15 protein-coding genes are annotated in these 19,102 nt (G+C 62.4%); all 15 read right to left on the bottom strand.

The genetic code is table 11. The features are described from left to right. Positions 1 to 43 precede the first annotated feature (43 nt). Positions 44 to 364 (bottom strand): EscU/YscU/HrcU family type III secretion system export apparatus switch protein, encoded by a 321-nt coding sequence (locus ACLSSQ_RS13185; RefSeq protein ID WP_014236861.1) that lies wholly within the window; start codon positions 362 to 364, stop codon positions 44 to 46. Then, positions 342 to 1,526 (bottom strand): flagellar hook-length control protein FliK, encoded by a 1,185-nt coding sequence (locus tag ACLSSQ_RS13180; RefSeq protein ID WP_416242952.1) that lies wholly within the window; start codon positions 1,524 to 1,526, stop codon positions 342 to 344. Before ACLSSQ_RS13180 ends, ACLSSQ_RS13185 begins: the two co-directional genes overlap by 23 nt. Before the next feature lie 47 nt (positions 1,527 to 1,573). Then, on the bottom strand, positions 1,574 to 1,909 hold the full coding sequence (locus ACLSSQ_RS13175) for a flagellar protein FliT (RefSeq protein ID WP_416242951.1): 336 nt from the start codon (positions 1,907 to 1,909) through the stop codon (positions 1,574 to 1,576). Next, complete coding sequence (fliS, locus tag ACLSSQ_RS13170) at positions 1,910 to 2,359, bottom strand: flagellar export chaperone FliS (protein WP_416242950.1); 450 nt, start codon at positions 2,357 to 2,359, stop codon at positions 1,910 to 1,912. 52 nt (positions 2,360 to 2,411) lie between these two features. Next, a complete protein-coding gene (gene fliD, locus ACLSSQ_RS13165) occupies positions 2,412 to 3,728 on the bottom strand; it encodes a flagellar filament capping protein FliD (protein WP_416242949.1) in 1,317 nt (438 codons plus the stop codon). Positions 3,729 to 3,765: 37 nt separating this feature from the next. Further along, positions 3,766 to 4,089: a flagellar protein FlaG gene (locus ACLSSQ_RS13160; RefSeq protein ID WP_416242948.1), complete on the bottom strand. Its 324-nt coding sequence runs from the start codon at positions 4,087 to 4,089 to the stop codon at positions 3,766 to 3,768. 159 nt (positions 4,090 to 4,248) lie between these two features. Beyond that, a complete protein-coding gene (locus ACLSSQ_RS13155; RefSeq protein WP_416242947.1) occupies positions 4,249 to 5,097 on the bottom strand; it encodes a flagellin in 849 nt (282 codons plus the stop codon). A 241-nt stretch (positions 5,098 to 5,338) separates the two neighbouring features. Next, positions 5,339 to 6,196: a flagellin gene (locus tag ACLSSQ_RS13150; RefSeq protein WP_416242946.1), complete on the bottom strand. Its 858-nt coding sequence runs from the start codon at positions 6,194 to 6,196 to the stop codon at positions 5,339 to 5,341. A gap of 157 nt (positions 6,197 to 6,353) precedes the next feature. Then, positions 6,354 to 8,018: a tetratricopeptide repeat protein gene (locus ACLSSQ_RS13145; protein WP_416242945.1), complete on the bottom strand. Its 1,665-nt coding sequence runs from the start codon at positions 8,016 to 8,018 to the stop codon at positions 6,354 to 6,356. Next, positions 8,015 to 9,715, bottom strand: a complete 1,701-nt coding sequence (locus tag ACLSSQ_RS13140) for a tetratricopeptide repeat protein (protein ID WP_416242944.1) — start codon at positions 9,713 to 9,715, stop codon at positions 8,015 to 8,017. Before ACLSSQ_RS13140 ends, ACLSSQ_RS13145 begins: the two co-directional genes overlap by 4 nt. A gap of 51 nt (positions 9,716 to 9,766) precedes the next feature. Then, complete coding sequence (locus tag ACLSSQ_RS13135; protein ID WP_416242943.1) at positions 9,767 to 14,077, bottom strand: glycosyltransferase; 4,311 nt, start codon at positions 14,075 to 14,077, stop codon at positions 9,767 to 9,769. Positions 14,078 to 14,079: 2 nt separating this feature from the next. Then, positions 14,080 to 15,285, bottom strand: coding sequence for a DegT/DnrJ/EryC1/StrS family aminotransferase (locus ACLSSQ_RS13130; protein WP_416242942.1), 1,206 nt, complete (start codon positions 15,283 to 15,285; stop codon positions 14,080 to 14,082). A 10-nt stretch (positions 15,286 to 15,295) separates the two neighbouring features. Continuing rightward, a complete protein-coding gene (locus ACLSSQ_RS13125) occupies positions 15,296 to 16,153 on the bottom strand; it encodes a DUF1698 domain-containing protein (protein ID WP_416242941.1) in 858 nt (285 codons plus the stop codon). 61 nt (positions 16,154 to 16,214) lie between these two features. Further along, positions 16,215 to 17,312, bottom strand: coding sequence for a hypothetical protein (locus ACLSSQ_RS13120; protein ID WP_416242940.1), 1,098 nt, complete (start codon positions 17,310 to 17,312; stop codon positions 16,215 to 16,217). Then, positions 17,313 to 19,091 carry a GGDEF domain-containing protein gene (locus ACLSSQ_RS13115; protein ID WP_416242939.1) on the bottom strand — a complete coding sequence of 593 codons (1,779 nt, stop codon included), beginning with the start codon at positions 19,089 to 19,091 and terminating at the stop codon, positions 17,313 to 17,315. Positions 19,092 to 19,102 lie beyond the last annotated feature (11 nt).

Below are 19,102 nucleotides of genomic sequence, written 5' to 3'. Positions count from 1 at the left end.
GGCTGAAGTGTAAACAAAAGCAGCAGACTAGAGAATTGCATTATTACTCAGTTTGCTCCCTTGGGGCTTGGAATAACGGTGGTGGCGAGTTGTCGCCGTGCTCCAGTCGATAGAGCCAGGCCAGCAGTTCGGCGATGGCCCGGTAGAGCTGAGGGGGGATGCGCTCGTCCAGATCCACCTGCATGAGCAAGGCCACCAGCTCGGGCGATTCATGCACATAGACCCCATGTTCCTTGGCCCGGTTGATGATGGCCTGGGCCACCGCTCCCCGGCCTTTGGCGACCACCCTGGGGGCAGCATCGGTCTCCAGATAGGCCAGAGCGACGGCGCTACGGCGGTCCTCAGGGGGTGGTGTCTGGTTCATTCTTATCAACCATGAAGCCGCCTAAGGTGAGTCCGGCTGCTTCAAACTGGCTGGCCAACTGCTGCCCGTTGCCCATCAACTGTTCCCGGGTCTGTGGGGATGCTGCGGCCAGATGCAAGGTTACCTGCTGGTCCGCCAGGCCCAAACGGGCGACGATTTGACCCAGATGGGGCAGGTTAAGTCGTAGTTGGGTGTTCCAGGTGCTGGCAGGTTCGCCATCATCGGTGTTTCTGTTTTGCCGGCCATCCTCTTCAACTAGTTCCCACTGCATTTCTTGCCCGGGCCATACCTGCCCATGCCAGACATAAGTATTGCTGGCCAGGGATTCGAGTTGCTGACGAATCAGGGGGGCTAGGTCCGGCGACAGAGAAGTGCTGACACTCAGGTTCTGGGACTGGGGTGGGCTTGATGGATGGGGTGCCGCCTGGGTAACAGTTGCCTCATCCATGACCTTGGCTACCGTCGGGGCCGGACTGCCGGCTTGGGGCGTCTGGGCGGAGGAGGTGGGGAGGGGCTGTGGAACGGTTGCCGTGGCCCCTTGGGGAGCGGGGGCGCCTCCCTGGAGGAGAGCCGGGCTGGCCTGGGCCTGTGGCTCCTTCATCAGTTCGGCTAGATTGAACTGGCCGCTGGCCCAGCGGGCTTGATGGGCTTCGTAGAACAGGCCGCTGCTTCTGACAGCCTGCTTGAGTAGAGGAGCTAATTGCTCGCCAGTCAATTTTTCCGAAGTTGCCAGGGGATGGTTGCCGTTAAGCGGTGTTGCCCTATCCTTGGGGCTGTCCGGAGCATCGGTAAGGAGGGTGGCGATCAGCTGTCCGGTTCGGCTGAGTGAAGTGGCTGCAGAGCTTTCCGTCGCACCTTCCTGCGGTACGCTTCTGGCCACGACCGCGAGAGCGGTGCGGCCGTTGTTTTCCACCACTTCCATTTCCAGCGAGTCGCCGCTCTTGGCCGAGAAGGGCAAGGCCAGAGTGACTTCGCGCTGAGCAATCAGGGCCCGGTATGTGCCATTGGGTAAAACGGCCTGAATTTCGGCCATTATCCTTTGCCCGGGCACCAGCTCCGAGAGTAAATCGGACACCCCTTGGGCCGGTGTGACCTGAGGAGTCCCCGCGTCGGTGGCGGGACGCAGCCGGGTAAGGTTGACGAGGTCGGATGAGGGGATCATGGCCTAGTCCAGAGAGGGTGGGAGGCCGGAGGTTCCCTTGCCTGCCGTTAAGGAGCGAGGTAAGTGTTCAGCAGCTTCTTCGAGGTGCTGACGCTGTTGAGTCGCTGGTCGATTTCCGCCATTCCCTGCTGTACCAGTTCGCGGGTCTTGGCGTCTGCAGCCAGAATGCGCTGGTTCAACTCTTCGGCCTTGGCGCGTGTTGCCGGATCCTTGGGTTTTCCCTGGGTTTCCAGGGATTTCCGCAGTGCGTCGACAATCTGACGCCGGTGCTGCTCGTGTTCCACTAGGGCGTCCCAGGACTCCTGTTGGGCCAATTCGAGCATCTTGGTCGAGGAGTCCAGAATCAGGCTGAACAACTGAAGAACATCCGGGGATGCAGACATTTAGGCTTGTCCCCGCATGTTGCCTGCGGCGGCCGGAGGCGGCGCGTCCACGTCTGCAGCTGGCGCATTCGTGCCATTGGCCAAAATCTCCCACGCCCCCAGCAGTTCGGTAAGAAGCCGGCTGACCTCGTCGAGGATGGAGGGGTCGTTCTTCAGATTGGCAATGCTGAGCCGCTGCACCATGTACAGATAGAGATCATTGAGGGACGGGGCAATGTCCCCGCCTTGCTGAAAATCCAGGGCATTGCGCAGCCCTTCGATGATGTCGATAGCCTTGTTGATCAGCTTGGCCTTTTGCGCCACATTGCGCCGCTCCATCTCGCCCTTGGCCGTGGCGATGGCGGATATGGCGCCTTCGTACAACAGGACGACGATCTGGACGGGAGATGCGGTGGTTACCGCAGTCTCGACCTTGATCTTGGCGTAAGCTCGAACCCCTTGATTAAACATGGAATCCTTTACATTTTCCTAAGGGTTGCCGCATTGGCCTACTGTGAGCCCCTTACAGTGCAGAATAAAGGTAGCTACTGGTGTTCTTCAGCGTTCCCATAAGGGAATCCAGCGCCGAATACTGTTTGCGCAACCGGGTTTCATAATTGTCCAGACGCACGGTTTCCCGGTCGATGTTGGTGTCCAGAATGCTGATCCGGGAATTCAGACCGCTAACCCGCGATGCTACCAGACCATTGGTTCCCAGCAGGTCCGATGCGCTGTCGTAAAGGCGCTGTGCAAAGCCCTTTTCCGTATCCGTGAACAGGGCGGTCACGGCGTCGCCATTGTTCTTCAGCGCCTTGGTGAAGGCAGTGCTGTCCAGGGCCAGGGTGCCGTCTTTCTTGAAGCTGATGCCTACCTGGGCCAGGTAATTGACATCGCTGCCGGCGATATTTGCCGGTACATTGAATACGCTTTGCAATTGGTACAGCACGGAGGTTGCCGTATTGTCGGCTTCCAGGGTTCCGCCCTTCTTGTGCAGGTCGGATATGGTGCTGGCCAGGCTGTTGTAGGCGGAAATGAACGCATTGACCTTGGTCGTGATGGCGTCAGTGTCCTTGCCCACGGTCAGGGTCAGGGAGGTGGTGGTGTCGGCCTTCACCAGATTGAGAGTGACGCCGTCGATGACGTCATCCACGCTATTGGTGGCACGTTCGATTTCCAGGCCGTTAACCGTGAACTTGGAGTTCTGGGCAGTCTGGGTGGCGGTAAAGCCGCCGAGAGCAGTGCTCAGGTTGCTGTCGATGGAGACGGCGTTTTCGGTGCCTCTTTCGGAAGAGGCGACAACCAGCTTGTATCCGTTACCGGTGTTGACGATGGTGGCCGTGGCCACTTCCTGGGTTTCGTCATCGCCAGTGAGAACGGCCGAATTGATCTTGTCCCGGATGTTTTCCAGGGTGTCGGTGCTCTCCAGGGTGATGTCGAAGCTCTTGTCACCCGCGGTCAGGGTGAAAGTGCCTGAGGCGCCCATGGCCGTCTTGGCACTGGCCTGGCTGGCCGACGCCTGAACACCGGCCTGGGCCAGCTGGGTCACCTTGATGTCGTAGGTGCCCGCGGCAGCCGTGGAATCGGCCGTTGCGGTAAGCAGGTCTGTATTGGAGGAGGTGGCCTTGGAAACGGAAAAATCGGAACTCTCCTTCAGGTTGCCGACCGCAGTCTTGAAGGCTTCGAGAGAACTCTTGATTTGTCCGTAAGCACTGATCTGGGAGTTGAAGGTTTCCTTCTTCGTCTCCATGGCCGTCAGATTGGTCCGTTCAGCCTGGACCTGCTGGGTAATCAGACTTTCGACATCCAGTCCGGAGCCAACACCTGCGCTAGAAATACCCATTTTTTCCTCCGTTACAAGTCCTGAGTGAGCGAACGAATCAGGCCTGGTCCTTGATCAGCAGACCCCGCAATTCGTCGAGACGTTTTGCGATTACAAGCATTTCTTGTGCCGGAATTTGTCGGATCACTTCCTTGGTTTCGGTGTCGATAAACTTCACGACATCAATCCCGGTATCTTCATCCACGGAAAACTTCAGGTCGCTACCCAAACCGCTGATTGCCTGATTGGCTTGCTCGGTGGCTTGTTGCAACTCGTTTTTCCGGTCGTCCTTGGAAGAGGGCGGTGCGACTTCCTCTTTCTTCTTCAAGGCCTGGGGATTCGTGTCTGCAGAGGGTGTTGCGGTGGCAGTGCCAGCTTCCACAGGCGACTTCGTGTTGGTCGTCTTGGGGGGTGTGTAGCTAGCTTGGACGCCAGAACTAATGGGGCTTAGGTCCATTTTCGTCTCCTTCATGCAAAGCCGGGGGGTATCGAGCAAGGCCCGCTACCACCCCGGCTATTTACTTCTACTGCCGCTTGCGGATTAACCCAGGAGGGTCAGCGCGCTCTGCGGGACAGTGTTTGCCTGAGCCAGGATGGAGGTGCCCGCCTGCTGCAGAATCTGATTCCGGGTCAGGGTAGCAGTTTCAGAGGCGAAGTCGGCATCGACGATACGGCTCTTGGAGGCGCTCAGGTTCTCCACATAGTTCTGCAGATTGGACACCACAGCCTCGAAACGGTTCTGCACGGAACCGAAGGTGGCGCGGATGTTGGCGATCTGGGCAATGTCGGAGTCCAGGCTCGCGATGGCGGCAGAGGCGCCAGCGGAGGTGGTCACATTGACGGTGCCGGTAGCGGTCAGGCCGCCGCTGTAGGTGTTCAGGGTGCCGGCGCCAGCCAAGTCGGTGGTATCCACGCTCACTTGGTTGTCAGAGGAACCGCTATAACCCACCTGGAAGGTGATGGTGGAAGCGCCGGAGAGCAGCTTGGTACCGTTGAACTCGGTGGTCTGAACGATACGGCTGATTTCCTGGGTCAGCTGGTCCACTTCCTTCTGCAGTTGGCTGCGGTTGGTGTCGCTGACGGAGCCGTTGGAGGCCTGCACGGTGATTTCGCGAATCCGCTGCAGGTTGTTGGCGATCTGGCTCAGGGCGCCTTCAGCCGTCTGACCGACGGAGATACCGTCGTTGGCGTTGCGGATAGCCTGGTTGCCGCCCCGGATGGCGCTGGTCAGACCTTCGGCGATAGCGGAACCGGCCGCATCGTCCTTGGCGCTGTTCACACGCAGACCGGAAGACAGGCGCTGCAGGGAGGTGGCCAGGGCGTTGTTGGTGGTGGACAGGTTGCGCTGTGCGTTCAGGGACGAAATATTGGTATTGACGACGATTGCCATGACTATCTCCTTGATTCCGTTAAAAGTTTGCTATTTCTAGCGAAGGATCGGTGGCTAAGCCCGCCGCCTTTGAAACTGTTATCGGACCCTCTCTGTAGAACTTTAGCCCTGAACTTCGGAAATTTTTTGTTAAAAAAAGAAAAGGCACCGCTGCCTTCCTGTCCGGGCTTGGCCCGGGCGGGGAAGTCAGGCGGTGCCTGGAATGCTCTCTGGTAATTGTGTGGCCGTTATCGGCCTATATTTATCCTTGCAGCAGCGTCAGTGCCGACTGGGGAATGGTGTTGGCCTGGGCCAGGATCGAGGTGCCGGCCTGTTGCAGGATCTGGTTACGGGTCAGCTGGGCGGATTCCGCAGCGAAGTCCGTATCCATGATGCGGCTCTTGGAGGCGGTCAGGTTTTCCACGTAGTTCTGCAGGTTGGCGATCACGGCCTCGAAGCGGTTCTGCACGGCACCGTAGGTGGAGCGCAGGTTGGCAATCTGGGCAATGTCGTAGTCCAGCTTCGACAGGGCAGCAGAGGCGCCGGCGGAGGTGGTGACGTTGATGGTGCCGGTCGCCGTCAGGCCGCCGCTGAAGCTGTTGAGACCGGCGCTACCGGCCTGGGCCAGGTTGGTGGTGGAGATCGAAACCTGGTTGTCAGTGGTGCCGCTAGAGCCGATCTGGAAGGTGATGGTGGCAGCGCCGGAGAGCAGCTTGGTACCGTTGAACTCGGTGGTCTGAACGATACGGCTGATTTCTTGGGTCAGCTGGTCCACTTCCTTTTGCAGCTGGCTGCGGTTGCTGTTGCTGATCGAACCGTTGGCAGCCTGTACGGAGATTTCGCGAATCCGCTGCAGGTTGTTGGCGATCTGGCCCAGGGCGCCTTCGGCCGTCTGGCCGACGGAGATGCCGTCGTTGGCGTTGCGGATGGCCTGGTTGTTACCGCGGATGCCGCTGGTGATGCTTTCGGCGACGGCCATGCCGGCGGCGTCGTCCTTGGCGCTATTCACCCGCAGGCCGGAGGACAGGCGTTGCAGAGAGGTGGCCAGAGCGGAATTGGAAGTGCTCAGGTTGCGTTGCGCATTGAGCGACGCAATATTGGTGTTGACGATGAGTGCCATTGTTAGCTCCTTACCAGAGAGATTTGATACGGCTGATTTCCCATAGGAAATGCCGTTCTGGCTCTCTTAAAGCAACTGGCGTGCCATCGATATTTCAGCTATCCGGCAGTGTTTTGTGTGTGCCCTCGAAATGGCCGTGGATAGGGCATCTTTACGCTCATGCACGGGGCGTTATCACGCCGCCGGCAAGATTTGACAGGTCTTTTGCCACCGCTTCCAGAACCGGCAACCATTGCCCCGGCATTTTTTGCCGGTATAACCGCAGGCTCGGATACCAGGGACTGTCTTGCCGTTCCCGTAGCCACCGCCAGTCGGCATCGGCAGCCAGAAGCAGCCAGGCCGGGCGGCCCAGGGCGCCGGCGAGGTGGATGATTGCCGTATCTACGGAGATTACCAGGTCCAGTTCGGCCACAATGGCGGCCGTATCGGCAAAGTCCCCGATATCTGCTGCCAGATTCCGGAGCGGCAAGGGGGGGGCAGAGGGGGGTAGTTGCAGGCTGATGAACTCAACGCCGCGAATTTCGCCTAGGACAGCCATATCCGCGGGCGGGCAGGAGCGCCAGCGGTCGTTCGGATGAGCCGGATTGCCGGCCCACGCTAGCCCGACGCGTAGTCCGCGGCGACGTCCCAGCTGTTGTTGCCACCATGGCAGCCTCTCTGCTGGTGCCTTCAAATACGGCATGGTTCCCGGCAGGTCCTCCAGTCCCGCATGCAGGACATGGGGCAGGCTCATCAGGGGCAGATAGCAGTCGCAACCCCAGGCGTCTTCCGGCAGATCCGGGCCTTGCGGTACCACTGTTGCCAGTCCGGGCAGTTGCCGCAGCAAGGGGACCAGGCTGGCAGGGCATTCCAGGGTGATGTGGGGGGCTAGCTTCTGTAGCTGTGGGATGAAGCGGCAGAACTGCAAGGTGTCGCCCAGTCCCTGTTCCGCTCGCAGCAACAGGTGCCGCTTGCCCAGTGCTTCGCCCTGCCAGCGAGGCAGCCGATTGGCAAAGCGGGTGCGGGTACCGACGGCCGGACCCCATTCATATTCGGACCAGCCTGCCTGCAGCTGGCCCGCCGCCAGCAGGGTGAGGGCAAGATTCCAGTGGGCCAGGGCATACTGGGGCGCCAGGGCCACGGCCTTCTGGTGGGCTGCGAGGGCTTCGGCGTAGCGGCCAGCCGCTTTCTGGGCATTGCCCAGGTTGGTCCAGGCGGCAGCGGAGTCCGGGGTGAGTACCAGGGCCTGGCGATAGCGCTCCAGTGCTGCCTCGACTTCTCCTTGGGCCAAATGCAGGGCGCCCAGGTTGGTGATGGCGTCTACATGACCCGGCGCCAGCTCCAGGGCCTTGAGGAAGGACTGGCGGGCCTCTTCCGTCTGGTCCTGGGATTGCAGCAGCAGTCCCAGATTGTTGTGGATGGCCGGATGCTCCGGTGCCAACATCAGGGCGTTGCGGAAGGATTGGGCTGCGCTGTCATACTGGCCCAGGCGCTGGAAGATCTGGCCCAGGTTGTCGTAGGCCAGGGGATTGAGCGGTTCCAGTTGTACATGGCGCAGGGCCAGTTGCAGCGCCTGTTCGTACTGGCCGAGATTGAAGGCGCAGGCGGCCAGGTTGGTGATGCAGGCGATTTCCGTCGGTGCCAGGCGATGGGCCTCCTGGTATGCCGTCAGGGCCGCTTCCCATTGACCTAGGCGGTCGTGGCACATGCCCAGGTTGTAATGGGTTTGCCAGACGGCGGGAGCCAGTTCGGCGGCTGCGGCAAAGGCGGCGGCCGCAGCGGATAGTTCGCCCCGGGCAAAGAGATCGGCGCCGCGCTGCAGGTAGCTCTCGGCGGTGCTCATCTGGCTTGGTGCCACTGCTTCAGCGCCGCTGTCAGCTGGGCGATGGCGCTCTCCCAGTCGCCGGGGCCGGGCTGGCGGAACTGGTGCAGGCTGGGATACCAGGGGCAATCGTCCCGCTGCAGCAGCCAGCGCCAGTCCGTATCCCAGCGGTTGAGCAGCCAGACGGGCTTGTTCAGGGCACCAGCCAGGTGGGCCACTGCCGTATCGACGCTGATGACCAGATCCAGCTGTTCCACCAGGGCCGCTGTTTCGGCGAAGTCGGAAAGTTCGCCGCTGTAATCAAGGATGGGCCACTGCCCGGCCACCTCAGCAATCTGGGCGGCGGCTTCATCCTTTTGCAGGCTGACGAAACTGATGCCGGGCACCTGGGCCAGGGGCAGCAGTTGGCTCAGGTGAAGACTGCGCCGGGCATCGAGGAGCACGGCATCGGCCATATGCTGGCGGCGGCCGCCGGCCCAGACCAGGCCGACCCGGGGTCGGGGCACCTCGGCGAGGCGCAGCTGCCAACGCTCGGCGCTGACCTGGGGGGCGCGCAGATAGGGCGTCCTGGCGGGGATGTCGTCCAGCCCGGTGTTGAAGGCCAGGGGCAGGGAGAGCAGGTGACAGTGCCAGTCGGTGTCGGGCACCGCTTCGCTCTCGTCTATCAGGGCATCGATGCAGTCCAGTTCCGCAAACAGGGGTTTGAGGGGGGGCTGGATGCGCACCGCAATCCAGGCGCCACGCTGCTTCAGCAGGGCGGCATAGCGGATGAACTGGAGGGAATCGCCCAGGCCCTGTTCGCAGAGCAGCAGGATGCGCTGCCCGGCGATGGGCTCGCCGCGCCACTGGGGCGTGGTGGGACGGTAGATGACGCCCTGGATATTGGACTGGCGCCGGTATTCGTAATCGGGCCAGCCTTCCCGCAGCTGGCCCAGGGTGAGCAGCACCAGGGCCCGGTTCCAGCGGGCCAGGGGGTGTTCCGGGTCCAGGGCCAGGGCCTGGTCCAGGGTGAGGCGGGCGGCGGCCAGGTCCATGGATTCCATCTGGGTGATGGCCAGGTTGCAGTAGCCCACCGGGTCCTGGGGAGCGATGCGGATGGCCTGGCTGAAACTGGCGGCGGCAGCGGCTGCCTGGCCTTGTTTCATCTGGGCGTTGCCCAGCTCCACCCAGGCCCACAGCAGGTCGGGGGCAATGCGGGTGGCGCTTTCCGCCAGTTCCCGAGCCACCGCGTATTCCCCCAGGTGGGAGCAGAGGGAGGCGAAGGCCGTGTAATTGCGCGGCTCCTGCGGATTGCAATTGAGAGCCGCCGTATAGGCATCCACCGCTTCGGCAAAGTTGCGCAGCAGGACAAAACCACTGGCGATGCGGCGCCAGGTGTCGTCATCTGCCGGCTGCAGCGCTGCTGCCTGGGTCAGGTCGGCTTTGGCGCCAGCCGCATCGCCCATGCGGATGCGAGTCATGGCTGCCTCGATACGGGCGTCGATACTGTCCGGCAGGGCCTCCAGTACGCCCTGCCACAGGGCCAGGGCATCGGCATGGCGCTGCTGGTCGCCGAGCAGGATGGCCAGATTGTGGGCCGTATCCAGATGGTTGGGGACGGCGGCGAGAATGGCGCGATAGTTCGTTTCAGCCGTGGCGCGGTCGCCCCGCTGCTGCGCCTGGACGGCCCGGGTGAAGCAGGCGGAGAGGGCTTCCGGAGTGGTGGGGGAAGGTGGCATCGGTTCTCTTGACGGGTAGGGGGCGGCACCGGGGCCGCCCCCTGGGGGGAATCAGCGGCGCGGGTCGGTCAGGGCCCGGAACCAGTTGTCCAGCTGGCCGCTCAGCATGTAGTTCTGACGTACCCACTGGCGCAAGGTATCGCCTTCCCGGGCCGCTGCATCCAGATCATGCACCCGTTCCCGGATGGCGTTGACCCAGGCGTCGGTTTCGTTGGCGACCCGGGTTACCGGGGCATCGTCCGTACGATAGGGATAGATGTCGGTACACACCACCGGCAGGCCGAGCACACCGTACTCCAGCAGGCGCAGGTTGCTCTTGGCCTCGTTGAAGGGATGCAGTTCCAGGGGGGCCACCGCCAGGTCCAGGTTGAGGGCGGCTAGCTTGGCCGGATAGGCTTCGACTCCCACTTCGAACTGGTGGTACTCGGCGACGTAGGGGCGGATTTCGTCCGGGCACATGCCGAAGAACACCCATTCCACCTCGTCCGCGGTTTGCTTCACCGCTTCGGTGATGATGGCTAGGTCGCCCTTGTGCTGCTGGGCGCCGGCCCAGCCGACCCGGGGCTTTTTGCCGACCCGTCGTTGGGAAGTGAGATGGCCCCACAGGTCGTCCCGCAACGTGTTGGGCACCAGGCGCACTTCGTCGGTTAGTTCCTTGACGAAGTCGAACAGGGGCTGGGTGCTGACGATGACCCGGTCGCAGTGCTTGAATAGCTTGCGCAGGCGACTGCGGCCATCCCGCGGGATGATGCGGTAGTTGGGATTGTCTTCCGGCATGTGGGTGATGAGGTCGTCGATCATCATGATCGACAGCATGTCGGGACGGTGCTTGCGGTAGAACTCCTGCCACTCCAGGAAGGCAGCCGAATAGTCCACCTGCTGCATGAGGATGTCCGGGTCCAACCGGGTCAGCTCGGGCATGGTCGGATAGCGCAGCTCGTGGTACTTCTTCGTCTGGATCAGGGTCGGTTGGAGACGTCCTTCCCGGGACAGACTCTTGAGCGGGGCGATGAAGCGGTATTCGCCGACGCCGCCGGCAAGGGGGAAGGAGAGGACCCGCTTGCGGTCGTGGAAGTTGCGGTCCCAGTCTGCCACCAGTACCGGATCCACGGTGAAGGAGTGGCTGGCGTTGAGGCACAGGTGGCGGTTATAGGCCGGGTCGTTGCCGATCCACTTCTTCCAGCGCTGGTGCATGACGTCGGCCGTCGCCGCGTCCCGCTTGTAGGCGTTGGCCCGCCGCTGGATGGTCTGGGCTTCGGTCGCCAGGGACTTGCTCTCGTGGTGCACCAGGGTCACCGAGGGCGTCCACACGATCAGGTAGTCGGCTTCGCGGATCTTCAGGGAAAGGTCCACATCGTTGAAGAGCACCGGTGCGTGTTCCGCATCCATACCTCCCACGTCTTCATAGATGCTGCGGCGGATCAGCATGCAGGCGGCGGTGACGGCACTGTAGTTCTGGTCCACCTGCAGGCGGTTCATGTAGCCGGCTTCGTTCATGTCCTGCAGCATGAAGCCGTGGGAGGCCAGTCGGTCCATGCCGACGATGACGCCGGCGTGCTGGATCTTGGCATTTTCCGGCAGCACCAGGCGGGCCCCGACGGCACCGACTTCCGGGCGCAGGGCGTAGGAAACCAAGCGGCTGAGCCAGTTGCTCTGCACGATTTCCGTGTCGTTGTTGAGCAGCAGCAGGTATTCGCCGCGGGAAGCTTGGGCTCCTAGGTTGCACTGGGCGGAGAAGTTGAAGGGGTGATCGTAGGCGACGACGCGTACCTGCTCGCCGTAGCGGCGGGTCAGTTCGTCGTAGTAGTCCAGGGTATCCGGGTCGTCCGTCTGGTTGTCGACGATGATGACTTCGAAGTTGGCGTAGTCGGTCTTCTCGAATAGCCCTTCCAGACAGGGCTTCAGATACCACACCGCGTCCCGGTTGGGGATGATGATGGAAACCAGGGGCGACTGGTCGTAGGCATATTCGATGCGGACGGTCTGGTCGATGGCGCCCGGCTGCACCGTGGCCGGGATGCCGAGGCGGGCCAGGTGGTTTTCCACGGATACCTGGCGCGAGGCCTGGGCCAGGGGGTGATCGCCGGCACCGTTGGGCAGGTGTAGCAGGGGTTCGGCAATGTGACCGATGGCATCCGGCCCTACCTGATCATGCAGGCGCCAGATGGCGTCGTAGTGCCAGGCACCCGGGTAGGGGGTGAGGCCGCCTACCTCCAGCAGGGATTCCCGGCGGAACCAGCAGCTGGGACCGATGTAATCCATGGAGCGCAGGTAATCCAGATTGAAGTCCGGCTTGAACTTGGGGGCATAGCGGTGGCCATTGGCTGCGATCTGGTCGTGGTCGGTGTAGATGGCGTGCCAGCGGCGATGCAGGAAAGCATAGTCGCCCAGAGCCAGCAGCAGGTTCGGTTCGAATTCGGCACCGGCCGGTAGCAGCGTCAGCCACTCGCAGGGAACCTCCGCGATCAGGGCGTTGACCGCATTGGCCAGCAGTTCTTCATCCTCCATGGTGTCCAGGCGCAGCCAGCCGAGCACGTCGGATTCGCTGAAGATGGGCGAGGGGGCATCAAAGTCGGCGATGAAAATGATCTGCCACTGGTTGTAGAGCTGCTTTTCCAGGGAGCCGATGGTCTTGGCCACCCGTTCCTGCTCGCCCTGGCGAATAGGCATGAGCATGAGAAAGCGCGGGCGGTGGGGCCATTTGGTGACCATCCGCTCGGCGTGCACTTCGGCATGGATTTCCTCCAGGCTGTGCTTCTGCAGCCATAGGCTGTAGTTGCTTTCCATGGAGACAGGCTGGGGGCCGGTTTCGAGAATCTCGGGCTGGGTCAACACGCTCCAGGCATTGAGGATGGTTTTGTTGTTCCACACCATGGCCGGCTTGGAGACGCTCTCTTCCTGGTCTTCCTTGGCATTGGGCGTGGGGGTGGTCCAGATGGCGGACATGGCACGGTTGATCGGCTGGGCGATGTCTGCTGCCCATTCCTGCTGATCTGCCTTGCGGCTCTTCAAGGGCTCCAGTTTTTCAAAGCTGGCCAGGCCCAGGCGGCAGGCGGCATCGGACAGTTGTTGCCAGCCGCGGCCAGCCAACTCTGGAATGTCGGCGGCCATCTGCCGCTGTTCCGCGTGGCGGCGGAAAGAGCTTAAAGGGGCGGCGAAATAGGCGGCGTTGCCGATGGACAGCAGATTGAACCAGGCGGCCAGATCGTTGACCACGCGGATCTGCTCGTAGCCGCCGAAAGTCATGAAGTGGGGTTTGATCTTCGCCAGGTCGGAGCGCCGGCACATGACGGTACTGGGCTCGCCGATGATGTTGGCGGCCAGGGCAACGGCAGAAGCGGCCAGACCTTGCCCGTCCATCAGGCAGTCTTCGTTGGAGAGGCGGGCATTGAAGGCCTCGTCCGGCAGAATGATGCCTTGGGCGTCGATCAGGTGGCGCTTGGAAAAGGCCAGGGTCACGTCCGGATAGGTGCGGAAGGCTTCCAGAAAGCGTTCAATGCAGTCCGGTGCCAGCAGATCGTCGTCGTTGAGGAATTTGACAAACTCGCCCTGGCTCACCTCCAGGCATTGGATCAGGTTCTGGTAGCCCCCCAGGTTCTGGGGGTTGCGGATGTAGCGCAGGCGGGAATCGCTCTCGTACTTGTGCACGATGGCGGCCACACTGTCATCCGGGCAGTCGTCGCAGACGATGATTTCCAGGTTTTTCCAGGTCTGGGTGAGGGCGCTGGTGAGGGCCGCCTCGAAGTAGGTGGCGCGATAGGCCGGGATGGGAATGCTCACCATGGGTGTGGCGTCGGCCGCCAGGCGCCGGTCCTGCTTGGTGAATTCCAGGATCAGGCGGGAGCCGATGCGGTGTTCCAGGTTGCGCAGGATTTCGTGCCGGCTTTCACCGTAGCTGCAGCGCTCCTGGCATTCCAGGCCGGCCAGGGCGGCGACCCGCTGCAGTTCTTCCTGGTCGTACACCCACTTGTGCCCCCATTCGCGCATACCTAGGTTGAAACGCTCGGCTCCGGTTCGCGTCCAACTGTAGCCGAAACGAAGCCAGTCTTCATGGATCCGCTGTTGCTGGTAATCGTCGGCCATGCCCTGCAGGTCCGGTGTGGCCAAGCGAACGACGCCACCGGGTTTGAGCACCCGGCGCATCTCTCGCATCAGGCGAGTGCCTTCGCTCTGGCTCAGGTGCTCGATGAAATGCTCGCTGAAAATGTAGTCGCAACTTTCATCCGGGAACGGCAGGCCATTGCGCGCATCCAGTTGCAGCTCGGCGCCGGGGATGATGTCGATATTGACGAAGCCGGGCAGTATCCGGTCACCGCAGCCGATGTGCAGACGAAGGGGAGTCGTGTCTTGGTGTTTATCCATGGTCAAGTTCTCTGGAGGGCTGCGGTGACTTCGGCCGGATGGGCCAGGATGGTTTTGAGCAGGCGGCAAATGAGCTGCACGTCGGCGGTGGAAATGGAGGTGCCCGTCGGCAGGGCCAGAACTTCATGCACGATGCGCTCGGTCTGGGGCAACATCAGATGGGCGTGGGGCTGGTAGGAGCGGTAGGGCTCCATGCGATGGACGCCTGGGTAGAAGTAGCGCCGGGCGATGATGTTTTCCCGGTGCAAGGCAGTGCAGACGTGGTCCCGGGAAATGCCGGTCTTTTCGGCATCCAGGCGAAGGATGACGTACTGGAAATTGGTGACTTCATCGCCGGGGAAGTCCATCACCTGTACGCCGGGCAGCCCGGCCAGCTCATCCTGGTAGGTCTCGAAGTGGCGCCGGTTGGCGCTGACGAACTGGTCGATGCATTCCAGGGAAGTCAGGCCCATGGCGGCGCAGGCCTCGGTCATCTTGCCGTTGGTGCCGATGTAGGTGACCTGGTCCACGCCGGAAAAGCCGAAGTTCTCCATCAGGCGCAGTCGTTCCGCCAGGCCGTCGTCGTTGGTGACGATGGCGCCGCCCTCGAAGCTGTTCATGAACTTGGTGGCGTGGAAGCTGAAGACCTCCGCCCGGCCGAAGGTGCCCACGCGGCGGCCCTTGTAGGTGCATCCGAAGGCATGGGCTGCGTCGAAGCCGAGGGCCAGGCCGTGCCGGTCCGCCAGCGTCTGCAAGGCATCCACGTTGCAGGCCCGCCCCCACAGATGGACGCCGATGATGCCGCTGGTGCGGGGGGTGATCATACGTTCCGCGGCGGCGGCGTCGATGTTGCAGGTGACCGGATCAATGTCGCAGAACACCGGGGTGATTTCCTGCCATTGCAGGGCATGGGCCGTGGCGACGAAGGTCATGGCCGGGACGATGACCTCGCCCTTCAGGTCCAGGGCCCGGATCATCAGTTCCAGGCCGATGGTGGCGTTGCAGACCGTGATGCAGTGTTTGGCGCCGCAGTAGTCGGCGATGCGTGCCTCGAATTCCCGGGTGAGGGGGCCGAAGTTGGTCAGCCGGCGGTGGTCCAGTGCTTCCTCGATGCGGGCCAGCACCCGGGCCTTGTCGCCCACGTTGGGAGTGCCCACATAGAGAGGGGTGGCAAAGGCCGGCGGTGCGCCGAGTGCAGCCAGTTGGGGAGGGGCGGAGGTTTGGTCCATGGCTGGCGCCTCAGCGGACGCTGCAGATGATGAGGGGGCGGGCGTAGAACTCGCTGATTTCCGGCAGGTGCCGGGTTTCCAGCAGGGCGCGTACGCCTGGCACTTCTGCCAAGGCGGCGGAGCCGGGCGCCAGGGTCGGCTGCCCGGCGTAGGGCTCCAGCTCCACCATGCGCCGGTCGTCGGTGTCGAAACGCACTGCCACCCGGTCCATGTGCCAGCCGGCCTGGTCGAAGATGGGGCGCAGATAGTCCAGCATGTCGAAGGGGTGGCGTACCGGGAGAATCGGCGTGGCCTTATTGCCGCACCAGTTGTAGCCGAGCTGGAAGATCATGGCCCGGGTGGTCTTGGCCAGACGGCCCAGGTAGTCAGTCATATAGCCCTGCAGGGCAGCAGCTTCGGGGACGTAGGCCCGGTCGAAGTCGTCGCCGGCATGATGCAGGACGTTGAGCAACAGGACCAGATCGGACTGGGGCAGATTGCCGACGGTATCCAGCGTCACCGGGGCGTCGCTGACACTCAGATGCTGCAGTCCGTAGTGCTGGCCCACGGCCTTGAGAAAGTCGCGATTGGCCGGGTCCGGCTCCACGGCTGTGACGCTGGCGCCATCGTCGTGGGCCAGAGTCAGGCTGAAGAAACCGGTATTGGCGCCGATGTCCACGATGCGCAGGCCGTTGAAGTCGACGCAGGTGCGCAGGTAGGCGAGACGGGAACGGTCGCCGCGCCAGCGCTCGTCAATGGGAGCCTGAATGCCGCCGAAGTCGTCGCTGAGAAACTGGGGAAGTTGTTGATAAACCCCGTGCTTGCCGGCGGAATGCCAAAGGGCGAGCAGGCTGTCCTGGCTGAGGGAGCGGGCGTGGGCGTCGGTCATGGCGGTTTCGCTTTCTGGCTTCCCCGGCAATTCTTGCCGGCTGATGGAGGAATGGAGAAAGTTAAAGCAATTCCCTTGCCGCCATTCCTAACGTATTGAATTTTTGTAAATAGATATCGCCGCGTAGAAAGCTCGGCAGGTGGCTGAAGAAGAGGCGTTTTTTCCCAGGATACCAGCGCAGCTGACCACCACTGAGGCGAGTGCGCAACATGCCGGAGAACCAGGTGTAGCGGGCCGGGGAGGTAAGAGGGGTTGGCTGGGCAGCGCTTTCGGGCTTCCCCAGCCAGTGCATGTGGAAACCCGCATGGATGGCCAGGGACAGAGGACCCCATAGGCGGGGGTTAAGCTCGATGAGGTAGCTTTTGCCGTTCAGGGTGATGGCTTCAACCATACAGAAGCCGAAGAAGCTGGTGGAGCGGATGCAGGCGGTGATTTTCTCCAGGAAATCCCCGGAAGGGCAGGGGCAGGTCTGGGCGGCAACGATGGATTTGCCGTTGGGCTGTTGCGCGATGTTTTCCTGGAACAGGCTGTAGGCGTGTCCCTGGTGGTTGAAGAAAAAGAGGTAGTAGTGGCTCTGTCCGTCCACATAGCGCTGATAGAAGTAGTCCTCTTCCTCCTCCTCGGCGAAGAAGGCCTGACGCTGGACCTCGTCGAACATCAGGACCGGGTACAGCTTGGCGCCCGTGTGGGGAGAGAATTCGCTGTGGGGTTTGGCCACCAGCGGCAGGGGGGCTGTGCGGGGCTCCAGTTCGCTCGGGGGTAGCTCCAGGCCAAAGTCCTGAGCCAGGGTATTGAAGCGGGCCTTGTCGGAGAGGGTGGCGTAGGTTTCCAGGTCCGGCAGGGGAATTTCCAGGCTGCATTCCTGTTCCAGTCGCTGCCGGTGTTGCAGCACCAGCCGGTTAAGGGCTTCGGAGGCGGGGAGATAGATGAGCCGATCAGGCAACTGATGTCTGATCCGCCCGAGGGTCTGGACCAGATCGTCGATGTCCAGGCGGTCAATGCTGCGGGTGGCGACGATGTGGGGCGCCAGGAAAGTTCCGGCGATGGGATCCTTGCTTGGCCTGGCAATGATGGAGAAGCCGACTCCCTGGCTTTGCAGGTCCCGTGCCGCCGCCACGATGGCCCGTTCGTTAGCGCCGGAGAGGATGAGGAAGTGCATTTAGGCCGTCACCACCCGGTTCTTGCCCGTGCGCTTGGCTTCGTACATGGCCGTATCTGCCCGCTTGATGGCCGCGGCCTGGTCTTCGCCGGGCTGGTAGGCAGTGACGCCGGCGCTGAAGGTGATCAGCAGCTTCTGGTTGTCGTGCATGAAGTAGTGCTTGGTCAGCTCCCGCTGCAGCCGTTGCAGGGCGTGGGTCGAGTCTTCCAGGCCGGTGTCCGGCAGCAGGATGACAAACTCCTCGCCGCCGAAGCGGGCCACCAGGTCGGTGGGGCGCATGGTGTTCTTGATGACCGTGATGAGGTGGATTAGGGCGGCGTCGCCGGCATCGTGGCCCAGGCTGTCGTTGAGCTTCTTGAAGTTGTCGATGTCCAGGATGGCCAGGCAGAGGGAGGTGCGCCGCCGCTGGGTGCGGGCCGTTTCCTTGGCGAAGGCTTCTTCCAGGCCGTGGCGGTTGAGGGCGCCGGTGAGCTGGTCGTGGCGCACCAGGGTGCTGGCCTTGTCCAGTTCGCCCTGCAGTTCGGCCACCCGCTGTTCCGATTCCCGTACCCGTTGCTGGGTGGCCCGCAGTTCGTCGCGGGAGCGCTGGGCATTGAGCTGGATGATGCGGGTTTCGTGCATCACTTCGTCGATGACGGCCCGCAGGTCGGCAATGTTGTTGGCCGTGGCAATGCGCTGGGCACAGGCCTCCACCTTGTCATGGTAGTCGGAGGTGGAGTCGGCGAAATCGGCCAGATGGTCCACGAAGCCCGCCAGCATGTGCTTCAGGGCCTCCTGGGCTTCGCTCAGGCTGTGTTTGAGCTGGCTCTGCTTGAAGATGACTTCCTTGATGCGCTGCTCGGCGTCGTCAATGGTGCGCAGGGAGAGGGGGCTGGTGACGATGTCCCGCACCATTTCGATCTGACTATGCAGCCACTGGTCGTCTTCCACCAGTTCGCTGACGTTCTCGATCAGCAGTTGCAGCAGATGCAGCAGGCCGGTGCGCAGCTCCCGCTGGTCATCCGCCAGCAGTTCGAGGCGGAAGGCGAACTGTTTGAGCTTGTCCAGCAGCTTTTTCAGGGCCTTTGTGTCCTGGGCTCGGCGCACGGCGCTGGCCAGGGTCCGGGCTTCTTCCACCAACTGGGGCGACTCCACCAGCTGGGTGGCGACGGCCGTTTCCAGGGTGAAGGCAAACAGCTCCCGCAGTTCGCCGACCAGGGCGTTGTCGGCGCTGGCCGGTGCTGTGGTCGCGGCGACAGCATCGGCACCGTTGTCCTCCGCTGCCATCTCGGGGGCGTCGGCCAGGGGTGTGCCGCCGGCGTCCGCATTCTGGTTCCAGGAAGTGAGGAGCCCTTTCAGGCGGGTGAAGAGCAGGTCCGGATCCTTGCCGGCACTGGATAGCACGTGTTCCAGGGAGTCCCGTTTCTTGCCGGGCGTCAGGCCGGCATGATGGGTTTCCCATTGCCGGATCAGTTCGGCAATGAGGTCGCTCCAGGGCGGCGGTTCGCTGCTGGCTTCGGTACAGAAGGCCTTCCAGGTGTTCTGGAAGCGTTCCCAACTCTTGTCCCGGATCGCCTCGTCGAAAGACCTGGCAAGGCGCTGCTGGGCCGGTCGGCTGCGGTCGAGGGCGGCCGCCAGGCTTTTGCACTGCTTTTCCGGGAACGGCTCATCCCCCGGCGGGTGTTCGGCAATTTCGTTGTAGAGAGTGAAGTAATTGTCCGGAGTCGGCGGTATGCGCCGGACGGCCAGTTGCCGGAGGACTTCACGAGCAATTTCGGAGGGATTGGAGAGGGCAGCCATGGAATTTGAGT

Origin of the sequence: Azospira sp. APE16 (assembly GCF_047901315.1) — a bacterium.
GTDB classification, from domain to species: domain Bacteria; phylum Pseudomonadota; class Gammaproteobacteria; order Burkholderiales; family Rhodocyclaceae; genus Azospira; species Azospira oryzae.
This window is presented reverse-complemented; position numbering and strand designations above follow the sequence as displayed.